The sequence below is a fragment of the Bacteroidota bacterium genome (assembly GCA_018816945.1).
In the GTDB taxonomy this organism is placed as follows: Bacteria; Bacteroidota; Bacteroidia; order Bacteroidales.
Genome location: JAHIVC010000064.1, coordinates 12,088 through 29,820, shown reverse-complemented (window position 1 = coordinate 29,820; position 17,733 = coordinate 12,088). Strand labels below are relative to the sequence as shown.

The window sequence follows — 17,733 nt, the reverse complement described above, 5'->3', positions numbered from 1 at the left end:
CAAGCCTACCTAATCCCCGCCGTTTTTTCAGGCCAACGCTTTTTTAGAAAATATTTGATCCTGATATTTACGGTTCAAGAAACCATAAAGCCAGATGCTATTCAAGTGGTCGTCGATACCCAGTTCTTCAATGATTCTTTTTGAATAGTAAGCACCGTATTTTGGTTCATCGAGTTTAGCCATTGACCTTCAGTTTTTTCTTTAGATGCCTGATGTCCTGATGGAGTGAATTGATGATAAGTTCGTTAGAGCTGATTTCGGTATCGAGAAAAGCATCTTTTTTGTCATAAACACGAAGGATCAGGTCTATCAATTTTAATTGGAAATTGTGAAAACAAAATATCCGGTATAGGATTTTGAAGTAGGCTAGTTTTGTTCTAAGCTTATTGATATTATCTTGTTTTTTCATCCGTAAATAATTTTAATAAAATAGGTCGGATGGAACTCGCATATGAGATTTTCATCCTTGTTTGCGTTCAACGAACATGCTCGTTTCATGTTGTATAATGTTTAAGCAATAAAAAGTGTTCGATTTATTCGTTCATTTGGCTATGCCGAAATTCGCTTCGCTACGTTTCTTTTGCTTGTCCACCCGCCTGCCATAGTGAGACCAAACAGGGCGGGCAGGAAAGAAATCCTGATATAAATTCAGGTAAGGTTGCCATGTTTACTTTTTGTTAATTAATGGTAGATTCTAATCTTCATTTTGTCTTGATACAAAACGAAGCAAAAAATCAAGGAAGAACGATGCTTCTACGCGCAAGGCCATACCTAATCCCCGCCGTTCTTCCGGGCCAACGCTTTTAAATTGTTTTACTAATGCGAATTACCTTTTTGATAATGGTCGTTAAAAAATGCTTGTAAGTCTTCGGCTTTGTAATAGATTTTGCCCTGTATCCTTGAAAATGGAATGATACCAGTATTGCGGTATGTCTGCAGGGTTCTTTCGGATACCCTCAGCTTTTGACAGGCTTCTTTTTTGTTTAGCCAGGTTTTATTGTTCAGGTTTCCCGGATTTGAGGAATGATTGAAGTTTTCGGAAACAACAGTTTTTAATTCCTCTAAACTCTTAATCAATTTTTTAAAAGTTTCACTTTCGATTGTAATTACTTCCATGATTTAAATTGTTTTGGTTATGCCCTTCACCTTGGGTGTGGATTCATCTTGGCCATCTTGTTCATCTCGTTCATCTCGGCTCCGCTCGATGAACAGTTCGATGAACAGCTCAAGGTGTTTCACGATTTTCATGCAGGGCTTATGAAAATCAAAGCAATTGTAAGAGGAAAAAAAAAGTCCAAGAGCAATAAAATAGTATCATGATACCATTTTATTTGATATGTTTTTGAAATTCAGTGGGTTGGTAAAAACTATTTGTATTTGTCCAGATTTAAGTTTTGAGACCTTTTGGACCTTTTGTCGGGACGGTTGGGATTCAGGTAGGTTCTAAGCGTATTTTTTGATAGCCTTTGACCACTGTTATCCAGAAAGTTATCATATAAAAATTCTACGAGTTTCATATTTGTATCAGTGTTCTTAAACATATCGGATATGTTTGAATTTTCCTTGATATGTTTTCCATCGGAGGAGGTAATTTGACCATTTTCCATCAGATCATAAAATAGGGTGATAAGTAAATTAATTTTGCCGGTCCATCTTAGAACCGGTGTTCCATTTTGTTTGAACTTTATTTTTGAGATGGGTGCCGGGTTACTCTTTAAAATATTTAAAAAGTCGTCCTTGCCTCTATTAGGATTTATCGGATATCGAAAATAATTTTCTGTTTGCTCTTTCAGGTTGTTATCGAGTTCATCGGGGTACAGATATTTAATACAATCGGAATTAGTGATACAATCAATATTTTTAATTAGGTTCTCGGATTGCTCAAAGAATTCAGTAATTAAAGGATCAAAAAGTTTATGATAGAAACGGATGGATTTAATCAGGAACTTTTTCAAGCAAACAGTTATGTAGTATAAGGATCGTTTTTGAGTATCATCTTCCGGAACAAACAGGAAATGACTTACGGCTGAAGATTCACGAAGCAGGAACTCCGCTGTACGGAGATTTTTTAATGCAATAAATTTTAATTGTTCAGGATCTTGTGGAGTATTCAAAAGTTTACATGCCCTGATCTTTATTCTTTCGAATTCATCGATGATTAAACGCAGATAGCATTTAGATTTAAAACAGGGAGGCTGCTCGATATCATTGTCCATTTTATCTCCCAGAAGGTAGTGACTGATTGGAACGATGGTAATAATAGCGGTCCCGGGTTTTTCACCTGATCGGATATTGGCAGAAAAATCGTCTTTGTCCCTATAACCCAATTTGGAAAATTCAATGGTATCAAGGTCTTTGTTTAAGTCAAGATCAGTCACTTTTATAACAACTTCCCGGGTATTGGCATACTCAATTAATCCGGATAATAGATCCCGATCATTAAATTGAGGTTTAAATGGTTGCAGGCGTCCTTGCAAGATATCTCCATAAACTCTAAATTCCTGCTCTTCCTTAATTATAATTGAATTCAAATCTTAAGCTTAAAAGTGATTCAAAAGAATTTTGCTAAAAAAGATAATAGGATAAATTACTTTATACCTCTAAATCAAATTTGTCGCACCTAAAAAGTAAAAATAATTTTAAGACGAGTACTTTTCAGCGATGTGTTCCATGTCCCTTCCGACTTTTTTATCTAGTAATCTGGCATAAATTTTAGTCATTTCCAGGGAACTGTGCCCTAACATTTTTGAAACGCTTTCAATTGGCACATCATTATTAAGTGTGATTGTGGTTGCAAAAGTATATCTGGCTATGTGACTTGTAAGTGTTTTAGTTATGCCACAAATATCTGCAATTTCCTTCAGGTATGCATTCATTTTTTGGTTGGATAGAATTGGTAGAAGTAACCCCTTTTCGATGACTATTGGGTGTTCTTTGTATTCATCCAGGATTGCTTTTGCAACCGGTAAGAGTGGAATATTACTTTGGACATTGGTTTTTTTTCTTTTTATGCTTATCCAGAGTTTATTGTCAACACCAATGATGAGATTTTCAGAAGTCAGTCTTTGTAGGTCAGCATGAGCCAGGCCGGTATAACAGGCGAAAAGGAAACAGTCCTTTACAACCTGAAGTCTATAAATAGTGAACTTCTTATTAATAAGTTTAGATAATTCATGATCTGTTAAGAAATCGCGATCGACTTTCTTCACTGAGAGTTTATAATTTAAAAAAGGATCCTTTGGCAATAAATCACTATAAAGCGCAGTACGGGTAATTTTTTTGAAGTTATTAAGCTGCTTCATTGCAGTATTATGATTACAGCTTTTCTCACTCTTGAGGTAGAATGCGTAAGAGGAAATGAATTCATGATTTACCTTAGAGATTTCCAAATCATCCTTTTTAAATTTAAAAAGAATAAAATCCCTGATGTGCCGGTATGAAGTGAGGTAATTCTGATATGTTCCATAAGCAAATTCATTGCCTACCAATGCCTTTAATTTTTGATTGTGTTCTTGGAAAATTTCCAGAACAGTTTTAGCTTTTGGTTCGAATCCAAGGTACTTATTTTTAAGATTTTCAGCAGTTATCTCAATACCTCCACTGATCATCTTATTGATGTTGGATTGAAACCTGAATTTAACGGAATTAATAAATTCATTAACTAACTTGGCTTCCTGTGAATTTCCTTTAGCTGCGCCCATTTCCTTGCTCCAGTGCTCAGGATTTACAGTGCATTTTAATACGAATTCAGCACTCCTTTTATTGACAGTAATCTTAGCAAATAATGCTGCTTTTCCTGATTTAAGAAGTTTTTTTCTTTTGATGAAAAATAACAGATTGTAAGATGTCCAACGGCCCATGACAGAAATTGTTTAAATGTTTAACTTAATTTAGAAAGTTCAAGCAAAATAAAGCAATGATTATCAGCATCTAAGGTGTATCACTATTGGACTTTTTTGAAAAATTTCAAGTCCAATAGTAAGTCCAACAGCAAGGTATAGAAAAGGGGGTAAAAACGCAGAAGGCTGAAAACAAAAAAGACCTGTAGTTTTGTGATTTACAGGGCTTTGCGTTTTTATTCTATACACTCAAGTGATCGCAGAAGGATTCGAACCTTCGACCCACAGCTTAGAAGGCTGTTGCTCTATCCAACTGAGCTATGCGACCATTTTTCGAGCTGCAAAGATAAAAAAATATCCAATATCAAAAACAGTATTTTCATTTTCTGAATTTTGAAATAACCAACGTTATTTTAATTCTTTATTTCTTATATTTTTATTTGGAAAGTTTCAATCCGGGCAAATCTTCCTCTGTTTTTTAAATTCAGAAGTTTGTATTCATGTGTATTATTTGCCTGATCTATCACCTCGTTAATAGTAACTAATTCATGGTATGTATATTATGGCTTTAAAACAGGATTATAAGTTGTTTTTGGCATTAATTTATCATTAAATTTGAGTTCTGAGATTGAAATACCTTAAAACCACAAATATTAACCTAATAACTTTAATTATGAAAAAATTTATGAATGTCCTGATCGCGTTATTTTTACTGATTTCGTTTTCGTGCAGTACGCAAAAGGACCAATTAACAATTGATTACGAAAAATACACACTCGGTAACGGACTGGACGTTATACTGCATGTTGATCGTTCGGATCCGATCGTATCTTTTTCGGTACAGTACCATGTAGGTTCAAACCGTGAAGTTACCGGTCGAACCGGATTCGCCCATTTATTCGAACACATGATGTTTCAAAAATCGGAAAACGTTGGTGAAGACGAGTACTTTAAATTGATTCAAAGTGCCGGTGGTACATTGAACGGTGGTACAGGTAACGATGCTACTACTTACTTCGAAGTTGTGCCTAAAAATGCGCTGGAAATGGTTCTTTGGATGGAATCTGACCGTATGGGATACATGATCAATACAGTGACCAAAAAAGCATTCAACATTCAGCAGAATGTGGTGCAAAATGAAAAAAGACAATCTGTCGATAATGCTCCTTATGGGCATGCAGGATGGGTAACAGCAAAAAATTTATATCCTGATGGTCATCCTTATAGCTGGACCGTGATAGGGGAAATGGAAGATTTGCTAAATGCTACTGTAGAGGATGTAAAAGAATTCCATGGTCGGTTTTATGTTCCAAATAATGCAACCATTGTAATAGCAGGTGATTTCGATATTGCTCAAACTAAAGAATGGGTTGAGAAATATTTTGGAGAAATCCCTTCAGGAAATAAAGTGGAGGATTCAAAACCACAACCTGTGAAATTGGACAAAATCAAAAAAGTTTATCACGAAGATAATTTTGCCAGAGCTTCGCAATTACGCATGGTATGGCCAACCATCGAAGAGTATACACCTGACTCTTATGCCCTTTCATATCTAGGAAGTTTATTATCTCAGGGTAAAAAAGCTCCTTTCTATACGGTATTGGAGAAAGAGAAGAAGCTAGCCTCTGGCCCGAGGGCATCAAACAGATCTATTGAAATTGCAGGAACCTTTAACGTAATGGTAACTGCCAACAGGGGCGTAAGTTTAAGTGAAGTCGAATCTTCAGTTTTTGAAGCATTTAAAAAGTTTGAAGATGAGGGCTTTACAGAAGGTGATGTGGAAAGGATCAAAGCCAGTTTAGAAACTGACTTTTATAATGGAATGAGCAGCATTCTTGGAAAATCGCGCCAATTAGCTACCTATAATGAATATGCTGGAGATCCTTCTTATTTTAAGAAAGACATCGAAATGTTAAAAGCAGTGACCAAAGATGATATCTTGAGGGTTTACAATAAATACATCAAAGACAAACCATACCTGGCAGTTAGTTTTGTCCCTAAAGGACAGGTTGATATGGTTGCTGAAGGCTCAGTAAAAGCCGATGTTGTAGAAGAAAATATTTTGAACGCCACTCAGGTTGAAATTACGGATGAGGCCGAAGAAGAAATTATCAAAACAAAAACAGCTTTTGATCGTTCTGTTCGCCCTTCATTTGGTCCTGAACCGGCTTTAAACTTACCGGTAGTTTGGCAAGCTAAACTTAGCAATAACATGGAGGTATTTGGTATCGAGCAAAATGAACTGCCATTGGTTCAATTCAATATTATCCTAAAAGGCGGGCATTATCTCGATAAGATTGATAAAGCCGGCACTGCTTCTTTAATGGCCAATCTGATGACGCAAGGAACAAAGAACAAAACCCCGCTTGAATTAGAAGAAGCTATTGATAATTTAGGTGCGTCAATCAATGTATTTGCAGGAGCGGATGGAATGTCTATCAGTGCTAATACGCTTGAAAGAAATTATGATGCCGTTTTGGCCCTGGTCGAAGAGATCTTGCTTGAGCCACGTTGGGATGAGGAAGAATTTGCACTTGCAAAAACAGCCATTCAGAACGGATTGATGAGACAAAAAGCGAATCCAAATTCTTTGGCAAGTCAGGCATTCAATAAGCTTATTTACGGGGATGGGCATATCTTATCGATCGATCGACAGGGAACAGTAGAAACAGTTTCATCGATCACAATTGATGACCTAAAAGATTATTACAATTCCAATATATCACCGAGTGTAGCCTTTTTTACCGTTGCGGGACAAATCAACCAGCAAAAAGTAATGGCATCATTAAGTAAGTTGGCCGAAAAGTGGACCGAAAAAGAGGTTGTTTTTCCTGAATATAGCTTACCGGAGCAACCAAGCGAATCAAAGATATATTTTATCGATGTTCCGGGTGCCAAACAATCGGTTATTAGTATAGGCAACTTAGGGCTTGCTAGAACCGACCCGGATTACTATTTGACCACCGTAATGAATTACAAGCTGGGCGGATCCTTTAATAGCTTTATTAATACAGTTTTACGTGAAGAAAAAGGATTTACCTATGGTGCCCGCAGCAGTTTTAACGGAAGTTTTATACCCGGTACCTTTATAGCATCATCAAGTGTGCGATCAACTGCAACACTTGAGTCGGTCGAAATTTTTAAAAATCTGATGGAAACGTACAAAGATGTGGTTTCGGATGAGGACCTTAGATTTACAAAGGATGCATTAATAAAATCCAATGCAAGGAATTTTGAGACGCTCTGGGCCTTGAATGGAATGTTAAGAGATATGGGAACTTATAATCTTCCGGCCGATTACATCAGAAATGAGGAAAATGCGGTTAAGAATTTAACCCTCGAACAACTCAAGGAATTGGCTGTAAAATACATTCATCCTGATAAAATGTATTATGTTGTAGTAGGGGATGCCGAAACACAATTGAAAGAGTTGGAGAAAGTGGGATTCGGAAAACCTGTTTTATATCAATAGAAAATACGAATGGACAGATAAAAAAAGGACCCGATTTCGGGTCCTTTTTTTATCTTGATATTTCAATACTGCTCTTTCCATAATACTTTTTTCCATCTTTTGTTACTCCTCTGATGATGATATCATATTCGGAACAATGATCAGATGCATAAAATGTAACTTTTTTGAAATCTTTGACTTTTAAGGAGGCATGCCAATGAAGTAAATTTCTGAAATCGGCATCATGACTATTGGCTGTTTCAACTGATTCATAAGTTGGCGGATCAAAATAATATGAATCGGATACGGTAGTATATTCGAAAAATGCAGATTCGGCAGACATTTTTATTCCCCCGAAATTATCGGTATTAGTGGTAATCAAAATAACTCCTTCAATTTGTGTGTTGCCCAATATGAATGGAGTGGTATATATATCAATTTTTTTAATGTCTGCGGGGTCAATCTTCATCAGTTCGTTCACATCAAAAATAGCTATGAAATCAACCATAATTAAGGGATCACTTTGTGCTAATCTTCTATCCGGATCGGTAACCGTTAATGAATATTTTCCACCATCATTTTTAACTTTAACACTTGGAACCAATTCTCTGAAAATAACTTCGAGTGAAGGATTCTCAACATAGTTATCCAAATCAAGGCTAAATTCGGGATTTGAAAAAATAAAAGGTAGATTATCAGTTGGTTTGGCCCGGTTTCCGGTCTCAGTATTAAAGACTTTAGAAGCTTGAGTATTAATGTAAAGTTCCTCAATAAAAGGAATTTGGGTAGAATCAATATCTATTGAAGTTGAATTAAGTGTGGGGTACGATCTTAAAAAATCATGATTTACAAGCAGTTCAAATTCTTGATTATCAGTAATATTATTTTTTTTGACACTTAAATAAACATCATGTAACTCAGTTAATTTATTGAGAGAGAAAATAAAAAAACCATCTTTATCAGTTTTATACATATGAACTTGAGGATTATTTTTGAATACAGAAGCATATACTTCTGCATTAGCAGTAGGCATTCTTGTTTCTTTGTTTATCACGAACCCACTTAGTGAAACATCTCTTATTTCAGGAATCCATTCAAGATTGTATTTAAATTTTGTCAAATTATTTCTAAAAACAACATCGTTTGCAAGTTTGCTATTATATGCAACTAATAGCGCATCTAATTCTTTAGTTTCTGCATTTATTCCACTATTTGAGCTCAGGTATGAATTTAACAGGACAGGGTTTTCGATGATTTGTCTTGGCATTTTATCATTATAACCGTTTATGGTACCTTTTTTTGCTACAGTGATTGATAAGTCGATAAATTCTTCACTTTTCACGGTCGGTTCAATTTCCAATTCAATCTTTTCGCGTCGCTTATAGCTTTGTTTGTCGGGCGTAATTTTAATTGCGATAGGATTGTCGAAGGGTTTAAGATGACAATAAATACTTAATATTTCATTTTTATTGTTTCGCAGGATAAAATAATTAAATCCCGGATCAAAGGAGCTAGTCGGAATCGATAAATGCGTTTCATGATTTTGTAAATAAATTTGCTGTTCAGTTTTTTTATTTAAATGAGAGGATAATAATTCCAGCTTAAGTTCCTGATTTAATGCTTGCCGGCTAATGATTTGCAGATCTATTTGATCTGAAAAATTGCTTTTTAAAACATTCATTACTATTCCTTCATTTGAGGCTTTGGGTAGTTTAGTAAGCAATGTATCCTGAATATTAAACGTGTGGAGTGTGTACTGCTTGTTTTCAGTAGGGATAAACTGCATGAGTCCCAGTCCGTTATTGATTGATACATCGGAAACCCTGTTTTGATTTTCATCTGTTAACCAGGCGGTTAAAGTTTTGTTCTCATCTCTTTGACCAAAATTTATTGCTATTCTATTGGTCAAATTATTCATGATCAGGCCAAATTCAGGAAAGATTTCAATTCCTTTATATTCCGAAATCTCTTTGGATAATTTGATAGCGGGGTTTATGATGGTAATGACTTGAGTGAAAAATGTTTCGGGTAAACTGTTTCGTTGATATTGCGTATATGCCCTTATAAAATAATTTCCTGAATTCAGTTCTTGTGGAATGATAAACATTCCAGAAACCATCCCATTTATAATTTTGAACTTTTTTCTTACATAGGATTGATTAGAGGCATTGAAAAGTTCGACATATAAAATATTACTAAGTTGATTATTTGGAACATCTAATGCGATGAATCCTTGTGCTTTAAACCATACTTTTTCACCACTGATATAAATATCCCTATCTGTTGTCAAAACAATGTTTTCAGTCAAATTATTGGTCAGTCTGCTAAAATCTGATTGAGGATAAGCATTGGATAGCCATCCCAAAAAAACGAAATATATGATAAAAATCTTTTTCATTCAATTATTTAATTTTTCCATCCGGAGTATTTAACAATGAATTGTCATCCCAAAAAGCTGGTCTAACCGGAACTCCTCCTTTTACTCGACAATCAACGCATTCCGCATCAACAAGAATGGGATTTGTGTTTTCAGGATTTGGATCAACAGCAAGTATAACTGGCCAGTATCGCGAAGGCAATGCTTGTACTCTCTGCATTACGTTAAAAATATTATCAGCTGTAAGTACGCTGCATTCGCCCCAGTCGGACGGAATATAAAAACCTATCGGTCTATTAACCAATAGAGGTTTGCTTTCATTAACTCCTGCAGTCAGAAAGTAACCTAAAACAGGTTCCTCAGGATCATCAACATTTTGCACATTTCCTAATATCTGAAATGGCTGTGTGGTATATAATGAATTTTCAATATCGTTTTGCTTTTGTAAACTATTTAAAAATATATATGCATTCTCAGAAATTGTGTATTGTTTCACCTGTAATGCATATTTGAAATTTAATTTTTCACTATTTGGAACAAAATTGATCACAAACCTATTTAATTTGGGGATTTTAAGATTTTTGGTGGTATAACTGAAACGTTCATCTATTTGTCTTGAATTCCAGCAAATAAATAGCGTATCCGGATGAAGAAAGAATTCAAACCCATTTTTCCCCGGAAGGTTTTTACCCCAGTAAATTGAGTGCGCAAAATAATAGGAAGTATACTGATACGTTTCGGTCAGTTCCCAGTAATAATAATTCAATGCTTCGCTGGCTGTTTCTGTGCTCAGATAAAATTGATACCCGTATTCATCTTCCTCATCTGATGCTCCTGTATGTTTTACCCATTCAGCATTTAACTTTTCAACTTCAATCGGGTTTTTAAGTTCTTCAAATGAAGATTCATAGGATTTTCCGTTTGCTATGATTGAAATTTTATATTTTCGCCCAATAATTCCCTGGAGCCCATTTATGGCAGTCTGATATTTACCAGAACTTGTTTCAAGAAGTAATTCACTATTGCCAAAATCATCGCTAAGCACAACTTGAGCATTTGATAAGGGATTGAAACTATTTTCCTCGATCGAAGAACTGGTTGATAAATTAATGGTATATGGTCCTGGTTCATTGGTGATTTTACCATCAATGACCAGTAGATTTTCGTAAGCAGGATTCAATTCAGGCCAATATTTTTCACTACATGAGAGCCCCAACCCTAAAGCAATGATTAAAAATATAATCAATAGTTTGTTTCTGCCTGATTTTCTAATTTGCATAATTCCCAAGTTTGAAATTATAAGTTAATGATACGATAGGACTTCCAAAAATGGATAATTTATATCCGTTGATTTTACCTTCTTCATATCTGAAATATACCGAATATGCATTATTTCGTCCGGTAAGATTATATACTGAGAAAGTCCAGGAACCATGAGCAAGTTTATTTTTCTTTAAATTGCCTTCTATCGAAACCGAAAGATCAACCCTGAAGTAATCAGGAATTCGATATTCATTGCGTTTGGAATAATGTAGTGTTTTAAATCCATTTTGATAATATATCGCAGTTGGGTATGTAATCGGTCTTCCTATAGAATAAACAACATTGCCTGAAACACTTAATCGTCTTTTAATACGATAACTGGCAACCAGATTTAAAGCATGTGGTTTATCATAGTTTGATGGATATGAATAACCAAAATTGATCTTGTTTTCAGGAAATTCACTGTCAACTTTCACACTGGTTTTCGAATAAGTATAATTAAACCAACCATTTAATTTTCCGGTGTTCTTCTTAAGCATAAATTCGACTCCATACGCATCCATTTTGCCTTGTAGCGTTGATTGCTCCGAAAATTCGTTCATGATCAGGTTTGCCCCATCTTTAATTTCTACAATGTTTTTAGCATTTTTATAATATCCTTCGATTGAAAGATCGTAAGTGTGGCCTCCCCAATAAGTATTAAAATATAATCCTGCGGCATACTGATCGCCAACAATAGGTTTGGTATTATAATCAGAAAGTTTCCACTTATAATCAGGAGATATGGCGATGCTGTTTGATAACATATAGATGTATTGATGCTGTCGGTTATAGGAAAGTTTTATTGAAAAATCATTACTGAACATGTAATTTGCTGCAATTCTATAATCTAAACCTCCATAGGATTTTATGATTTCATTATTCTTAAAATGTAGTGTGTCAATAATGTTTGCACTAATTTTTGGTAAATTATCGAGATATACGTTTACATCCTGGGCTCCTATATATGCAAATAAATTGTAACGTAGCCCTGCACTCACCGATAATTTAGGAGATAATGTCCATTCATCGCTAAAAAATAAGGCAGATTCGATTCCTTTCTCTTTTCCCAGGTCCTTCGAATCAATTAAACTTTCCAAACTCAACGGTTCGTATTTCCCTCTGTAAACCTGATAAAGGATACTATTTAATCCAAAATTGATTTTATGATCCTTAATATTATTGATGTTAAAACTGGATTTTATCTCCGTATGTTCTAATTTATTTGAATGGGTATAAGAAGCAACGGCAATATCCTTACTTTCTTCCGAAAAATTATAAATACTGTGTACAAAACTTAAATCATGACTGTTAACATTGTTAAATATGTGTTTCCAAACCAACGAGGAGCCAATATTCTTATAATTATAATTCGTTCTCTTTGCAAGATCCATTTGATCATAACTATAATATGAAAATAGATTGATTTGATTCTTATTCCCTAAATTGAATGTGAAATTTGCGATTGCATCACCAAAATTTGCGGAGCTTTCTTTTATGTCAGGGTTTTTTGCTAATTTAAGTAACCAGTCTGAATAAGTCGATCTTAACCCAATAATGAAACTACTCGTATTCTTTTTAATTGGGCCTTCAAATAAAACCCTGCCGGTTATAGGGCTAATCCCGCCACTTGCCGTATATCTTTCTTTGTTACCTTGTTTTGCTGTAATTTCAAAAATAGAAGATAAACGCCCGCCAAATTTAACAGGGATGTTGCTCTTATAAAGTGTAAACTCATCAATCACATCCGAATTAAATGAAGAGAAAAATCCTGCTAAATGGGAGGTGTTATAGATGGGTAAATTATTTATGTAAAATAAATTTTGATCCGTAGGACTACCCCTGACGTTAAACCCTGATGAGCCTTCTCCAACTGTTTGTATTCCAGGTAGTAATAAAGCAACCTTTATGATATCCTTTTCACCCATTACAAGCGGGATTTCTTTTATGCTTTTTGTGGTTATTTTTTCAATACCCATTTCGGTACCTTTGACCTTATCATATTTATTTGCACTGATTACGGCTTCATTTAGAAGAATGGCTTCATCTTCCAGAAACAGCTCAAATGATCCATCCGATAATACGTTGACTTCAATTTTTTCTTTTTTGCTGCCTATATAGCTTACTGTCATATTGTGTTTCCCTTTATCTATCTGGAAACTAAAATGTCCTTCATCATCAGTAACCGCACCGAAACTTAAGTCTGATAATGCAATAGTTGCCCCTGAAATTGGTTTTTTTGAAATGGCATCTTTAATATATCCACTCACCACAGCTTTGCTTTTATTAAGACCTTGTTTCTTAGATCCAACGGTTATTTCTTTAGCTATGAATTCATCATTTGTTTGGATAAAATTTGATTTTACTTGCACTTCATCTACTAACTTTAGGTTGCTTTGATCATCATTAAAGTCTTTGAAAAAATCAGAAATCATAGTGGTGATAATTGACTCTTTTGAAATAAAAACGTTATTGTATTTATCAATGGCAATTTGATAGCCAAATTTATTGAGATGATCAGCTAAAAGTGAACTCAACAGCATATTTTCCGAAATGTGCACTGTCAATGAAGGAAATTCCGCAATTTTGTAGTAAATCTTTATCTGTAATTCAAGTTCTGCTTTTTGAACAAAAGCTTCCCAAGACAAATTATTATAGTCTTTTGTTACTATTACGTCTCTACTTTGAGAAAAGATTGGGCAATTTGCAAAAAATGCAAAGAAGATTATACTAAACAGCTTTAAAAAATATATTTTATTCGTTGGAAAGGTCATCACAAATTTTAAACAGGGTGAAGTATTCGATAATAGATGCGGTTTTTAAATTGATTTTGTTTCTTCTTATGAAACGTCCTATTTCTTTTTTATCGGATTTAAAATAACTTAAAAGGGTTCGTTTATTTGATATTTTAACAAGTCTATCCTCTGTGAGAATAAAAATAGATTTTTCAGGATCATCGTAATAACCATTAGGAGCATTATAATCAATCACGCGCTTATAGGTAACGTGATGCTTTATAAGAGCTTTAAAACGACCGTTATATACCTGCTCATAAATACCTTTAATATTTTCCTTTGTAAAAGATGTTATGTTAATAAAGAAATGATCCTCAATCCATAATGAATCAATTAACTCTTGATCAAGAACAATATTTTTGGTATTGCCATCAGGATAAATAATATTTGCAATTAATTCATCATTTTCAATGTTATATAAAATATTTTGGTCCGAAAATTCGGTTCCTTTAATAAATAATTTACTCTTTCTCCAAAGCTTGTCATTTTGAAAATATGGCGATCCATTGGCATTGGCATTCAGTGGGCGATAAAGTTTGCCATTAACAAGCAGGTCGTTAAGCCTGTAAATGTTATCAGTATGAATTTTTAGATTTATGAGGATGATATCATTTTTCGAATTCGTTTGAAGATAAGATTTGAATGGAAATAGAACACAAATTATAACAATAAAAAATAACTTGAATAATAATCTTCTTGTCATCGATGGGTCAGCTTGGTGGTTAGTTAAATATGGTCAAATATAAATATAAAAAATGATCTAAAATATGGTCTTAGATAATATCAATATAAATATAAATAATGATAAGAGTAGAATATGTTATAAAAATCTACTATTTAACGAAAAAACATTTCGATATCTTATAGATTGAAATAGATATAGCAGATATTTATAAACAAAATCTAAGATAAGGCGTAAATTTTAATGCTTTTCTTTATCAAATTCATTAAAAGATTACTTGTTCTTAAATTGTTGAGCTGAAATTAATGCGATAATTATTTAATATCTTCTATTACTGAATCTGAGATGCCTGAAATTTTTTCCAAAATTTTTTCCAATGCACCGTATAGCTTATCTCTGCGATCCCTATATAATTCAAGGCGCAATGAATCTTCTTCGGCGAGAAAATTTTTTCTGTCAAGTTCACTTGCAGCTTCTGCAAGTAAGAAAAAATTCAAAACATCGATTTGTTCAGGTGTTAATTTCTCAAAATTATTAGTAACTACTTTTTTGCCCATTTCCTCGTAATAAACACCACTAGAAGTACGAACCAAATCTGCAATAAGATCTTCAGTGAAACTAAATAAAGTTCTTTGTACTTTTTTATTAATTACTCTACGAATAGATTTAACTTTTGCATCAACATCTTCAGTAACTTTAGCTAAATTGAGTTCTTGAATAAGTATAGATTCATCATCGACATTGCAATTAATATTGAATGCAAATAAATTACCACATAATAGCATAAAAATAAGTAGAATAGCGTTTTTCATTGAGTTTTTTTTTGTTTATCGGGTAAAAATAATTTTAAAAATGAACAAATCAAAAAAATCATCATAATTTATGATAATTTTAATCTTCTCATACTTCATTCTTGTATATACGTAGCTAAATAATTTCGATTTATATATTATTTATAAGTAGGTCAAACGCTGCTTTATTTATTTCTTAGATTTGACCAAAACCTAAACAGTATTATTATGAAGAATAAAAATTTAATTAGTGCTATCATTCTTTTCTTGTTTCTTCCAATCTATATTATTGCCCAAACGGAGCAAGTTGACCTGAATATCGTTTATCAAATTAAGCAAGAAGGAAAGGCGAATTCAAAAATTGAAGACCTGTCGTTTTGGATGACGGATTTTCTGGGACCTAGATTGACAGCCTCTAAAGCCAAACTCAATGCAAATGTTTGGGTTAAAAATAAAATGATCGAATATGGCTTCGAAAATGTTATGATTGATGAAGTTAGGGCTTTTGATAGAGGAGGTTGGGATAATATCAGAACATATGTTGCAATGACTGCGCCATATTATGCTAATTTTTCTGCCACTCCAATTGCATGGACCGGCAGTACAACTGGTGAAATAAGCGGAGAAGCAGTCTTAATAGATGTTAAAGATGAGAAAGATTTAGAAAAATATAAGGGACAGCTTAAGGGTAAAATAATTCTGATGCCATCAACTGAGACTTATGAATTAAGTTTTGAACCGCTTGCGACAAGGTATACTGAGTCTGATTTATTAAAGATTCAGGAGGAAAGTACAGAAGCCCGAAGGAGAAGAGGCAATTTCAATATGGAGGATTATATGAAAATGAGGCTACTCCGACAAAAAATATCTGAGTTTTTAATCAGTGAAGGAGCTGCTGTCATTTTGAATGGATCTGGTGAGTTTAATGTACCACGATCAAGTGGTGCCAATTACAAAAGTGGCGATCCACAACCAATTCCTCAAGTAAATCTACCAATTGAAGCACATGGGCGCATCACAAGGTTACTACAGCATAAAGTTGCGGTTAAACTGGAAATTGATATACAAAACGAGTTTAGTACTAGTCCGCAAGTAACCAACGTAATGGGCGAAATAATAGGAACTGATCCAAAATTAAAAGATGAAATTGTTTTAATTGGCGGGCATTTTGATTCATGGCACGGGGGAACCGGTGCTGCTGATAATGCATCTGGTTGTATCGTAATGATGGAAGCAATGCGTATTTTGAAAGCACTTGATGTAAAACCTAAACGTACCATCCGTATTGCATTATGGGGAGGAGAGGAACAAGGATTGCATGGATCAAGAGGTTATGTTGAAAAATACATACGTGATCCAAAAAGTAATAAATTGAAATCCGGTTTTGAAAAATTTGATGTTTATTTTAATATGGATAATGGTACAGGTAAGTTCAGAGGTATTTATTTACAACAAAACGAAATGGTTCGACCCATTTTTGAAGCATGGATGAAACCATTTAATCCTATGGGAATGAGCATAATTGCAATAGGAAATACAGGCGGTACCGACCATCAATCATTCGATCCTTTAGGGTTGCCTGCATTTCAGTTTATTCAAGACGAAATCGAATATGATAGGGGTTATCATACCAATATGGATACTTACGAACGATTAGTGATGGGTGATTTAACACATAATGCAATTGTAGTTGCATCATTTATATATAATGCAGCGATGAGAGATAATCAATTGCCGCGTAAGCCATATAAAGCTCCGGCTGAAGGTGAACGAAGAATGTTCTAGTTGATAATGTTTTAAACAAAAAACGCTGCCTAGTTCAAGGGCAGCGTTTTTTTTCTTCATGAAACAAGACTACACTAGAAAGGTAATTGTTAAATGTTGATGTCATTTCTATTGCCAATTATGTATCCGATAACTGTTTGGGATTTCAATCCTACTCTAAATTACCTTTTTATCTATTCATACTTTTATAATCAGATCAAGAATTGTACAAGTTGTGTAAGATGCTGAATAGTAGTTTGATAAATTAAATGTACTTATTAAAAATGGACAACTTTAAGAACATATTCCTAAAATGGGAATAATGAGTGTAGTAATTTTAGCTGATTTCAATACAACAAAAATTGAAGAGAAGTTGTAAACCCTATACCACTGATGTCAGAAAATTATTTATCCGGTTCTATCGAAAAAAAAATAAGTACGAAAAATGATCACCAATCTCTTGAGAAAATTTTATATAAAATGGTATAATTGGCCTTCTTTCGTTTTTTTTTTTGATAAAACGTAATTCTATAAAAATAAGTTAAATCGGATGGGTTCTTACCAGATCATTATTTTTACAGGTTTAAGTACCTTTTATTTCTAACAATCTTTATTATTAAATTTTATTTAATATTTTTTGATAGCAATTATCTTTCAATTCTGTAAAGTATCAGATTATCAGTGTTGTGTGTGGTAATTACTTGTTCATATTTTATTTTTTTTAAAAAAATA

12 protein-coding genes and 1 tRNA gene are annotated in these 17,733 nt (G+C 33.8%); 2 read left to right on the top strand and 11 right to left on the bottom strand.

Going from position 1 to position 17,733, the window contains the following annotated elements:
* Positions 1 to 27 precede the first annotated feature (27 nt).
* The 6 genes from KKG99_09815 to KKG99_09790 form a co-directional block, all read right to left on the bottom strand.
* Positions 28 to 183 (bottom strand): hypothetical protein, encoded by a 156-nt coding sequence (locus KKG99_09815; protein ID MBU1013293.1) that lies wholly within the window; start codon positions 181 to 183, stop codon positions 28 to 30.
* Positions 176 to 409, bottom strand: a complete 234-nt coding sequence (locus KKG99_09810) for a hypothetical protein (GenBank protein MBU1013292.1) — start codon at positions 407 to 409, stop codon at positions 176 to 178. Before KKG99_09810 ends, KKG99_09815 begins: the two co-directional genes overlap by 8 nt.
* Positions 410 to 816: 407 nt before the next feature.
* Positions 817 to 1,116: a helix-turn-helix domain-containing protein gene (locus KKG99_09805; GenBank protein ID MBU1013291.1), complete on the bottom strand. Its 300-nt coding sequence runs from the start codon at positions 1,114 to 1,116 to the stop codon at positions 817 to 819.
* Positions 1,117 to 1,367: 251 nt separating this feature from the next.
* A complete protein-coding gene (locus KKG99_09800) occupies positions 1,368 to 2,531 on the bottom strand; it encodes a hypothetical protein (GenBank protein ID MBU1013290.1) in 1,164 nt (387 codons plus the stop codon).
* A 108-nt stretch (positions 2,532 to 2,639) separates the two neighbouring features.
* Entirely contained in the window at positions 2,640 to 3,860 is a 1,221-nt protein-coding gene (locus tag KKG99_09795) for a site-specific integrase (GenBank protein ID MBU1013289.1), read from the bottom strand.
* Between the two features lie 233 nt (positions 3,861 to 4,093).
* A tRNA-Arg gene (locus tag KKG99_09790) sits at positions 4,094 to 4,167 on the bottom strand.
* A gap of 345 nt (positions 4,168 to 4,512) precedes the next feature.
* Here KKG99_09790 and KKG99_09785 point away from each other — a divergent pair.
* Positions 4,513 to 7,311: an insulinase family protein gene (locus KKG99_09785; protein ID MBU1013288.1), complete on the top strand. Its 2,799-nt coding sequence runs from the start codon at positions 4,513 to 4,515 to the stop codon at positions 7,309 to 7,311.
* Positions 7,312 to 7,360: 49 nt separating this feature from the next.
* On the opposite strand, the gene KKG99_09780 is transcribed toward KKG99_09785, so the two are convergent.
* The 5 genes from KKG99_09780 to KKG99_09760 all read right to left on the bottom strand — a co-directional run bounded on the left by KKG99_09780 (position 7,361) and on the right by KKG99_09760 (position 15,258).
* A complete protein-coding gene (locus tag KKG99_09780) occupies positions 7,361 to 9,688 on the bottom strand; it encodes a hypothetical protein (protein ID MBU1013287.1) in 2,328 nt (775 codons plus the stop codon).
* Between the two features lie 4 nt (positions 9,689 to 9,692).
* The gene (locus KKG99_09775) at positions 9,693 to 10,946 is read right to left on the bottom strand and encodes a DUF4249 domain-containing protein (protein MBU1013286.1); all 1,254 of its coding nucleotides are present in this window, start codon (positions 10,944 to 10,946) and stop codon (positions 9,693 to 9,695) included.
* Positions 10,936 to 13,743, bottom strand: a complete 2,808-nt coding sequence (locus tag KKG99_09770) for a TonB-dependent receptor (protein MBU1013285.1) — start codon at positions 13,741 to 13,743, stop codon at positions 10,936 to 10,938. The genes KKG99_09775 and KKG99_09770 overlap by 11 nt, the downstream gene beginning before the upstream one ends.
* On the bottom strand, positions 13,724 to 14,467 hold the full coding sequence (locus tag KKG99_09765) for a hypothetical protein (protein MBU1013284.1): 744 nt from the start codon (positions 14,465 to 14,467) through the stop codon (positions 13,724 to 13,726). The genes KKG99_09770 and KKG99_09765 overlap by 20 nt, the downstream gene beginning before the upstream one ends.
* A gap of 293 nt (positions 14,468 to 14,760) precedes the next feature.
* Positions 14,761 to 15,258, bottom strand: a complete 498-nt coding sequence (locus tag KKG99_09760; GenBank protein MBU1013283.1) for a hypothetical protein — start codon at positions 15,256 to 15,258, stop codon at positions 14,761 to 14,763.
* 207 nt (positions 15,259 to 15,465) lie between these two features.
* Between KKG99_09760 and KKG99_09755 the strand changes: the two genes are divergently transcribed.
* Entirely contained in the window at positions 15,466 to 17,022 is a 1,557-nt protein-coding gene (locus tag KKG99_09755) for a M20/M25/M40 family metallo-hydrolase (GenBank protein MBU1013282.1), read from the top strand.
* Positions 17,023 to 17,733 lie beyond the last annotated feature (711 nt).

What these genes read in the sequence shown, in the direction of transcription:
- KKG99_09760 (MBU1013283.1), bottom strand. Translation starts at nt 15,258, where the DNA reads ATGAAAAACGCTATTCTACTTATTTTTATGCTATTATGTGGTAATTTA.
- KKG99_09775 (MBU1013286.1), bottom strand. Translation starts at nt 10,946, where the DNA reads ATGCAAATTAGAAAATCAGGCAGAAACAAACTATTGATTATATTTTTA.
- KKG99_09785 (MBU1013288.1), top strand. Translation starts at nt 4,513, where the DNA reads ATGAAAAAATTTATGAATGTCCTGATCGCGTTATTTTTACTGATTTCG.
- KKG99_09765 (MBU1013284.1), bottom strand. Translation starts at nt 14,467, where the DNA reads ATGACAAGAAGATTATTATTCAAGTTATTTTTTATTGTTATAATTTGT.
- KKG99_09810 (MBU1013292.1), bottom strand. Translation starts at nt 409, where the DNA reads ATGAAAAAACAAGATAATATCAATAAGCTTAGAACAAAACTAGCCTAC.
- KKG99_09805 (MBU1013291.1), bottom strand. Translation starts at nt 1,116, where the DNA reads ATGGAAGTAATTACAATCGAAAGTGAAACTTTTAAAAAATTGATTAAG.
- KKG99_09815 (MBU1013293.1), bottom strand. Translation starts at nt 183, where the DNA reads ATGGCTAAACTCGATGAACCAAAATACGGTGCTTACTATTCAAAAAGA.
- KKG99_09770 (MBU1013285.1), bottom strand. Translation starts at nt 13,743, where the DNA reads ATGACCTTTCCAACGAATAAAATATATTTTTTAAAGCTGTTTAGTATA.
- KKG99_09755 (MBU1013282.1), top strand. Translation starts at nt 15,466, where the DNA reads ATGAAGAATAAAAATTTAATTAGTGCTATCATTCTTTTCTTGTTTCTT.
- KKG99_09795 (MBU1013289.1), bottom strand. Translation starts at nt 3,860, where the DNA reads ATGGGCCGTTGGACATCTTACAATCTGTTATTTTTCATCAAAAGAAAA.
- KKG99_09780 (MBU1013287.1), bottom strand. Translation starts at nt 9,688, where the DNA reads ATGAAAAAGATTTTTATCATATATTTCGTTTTTTTGGGATGGCTATCC.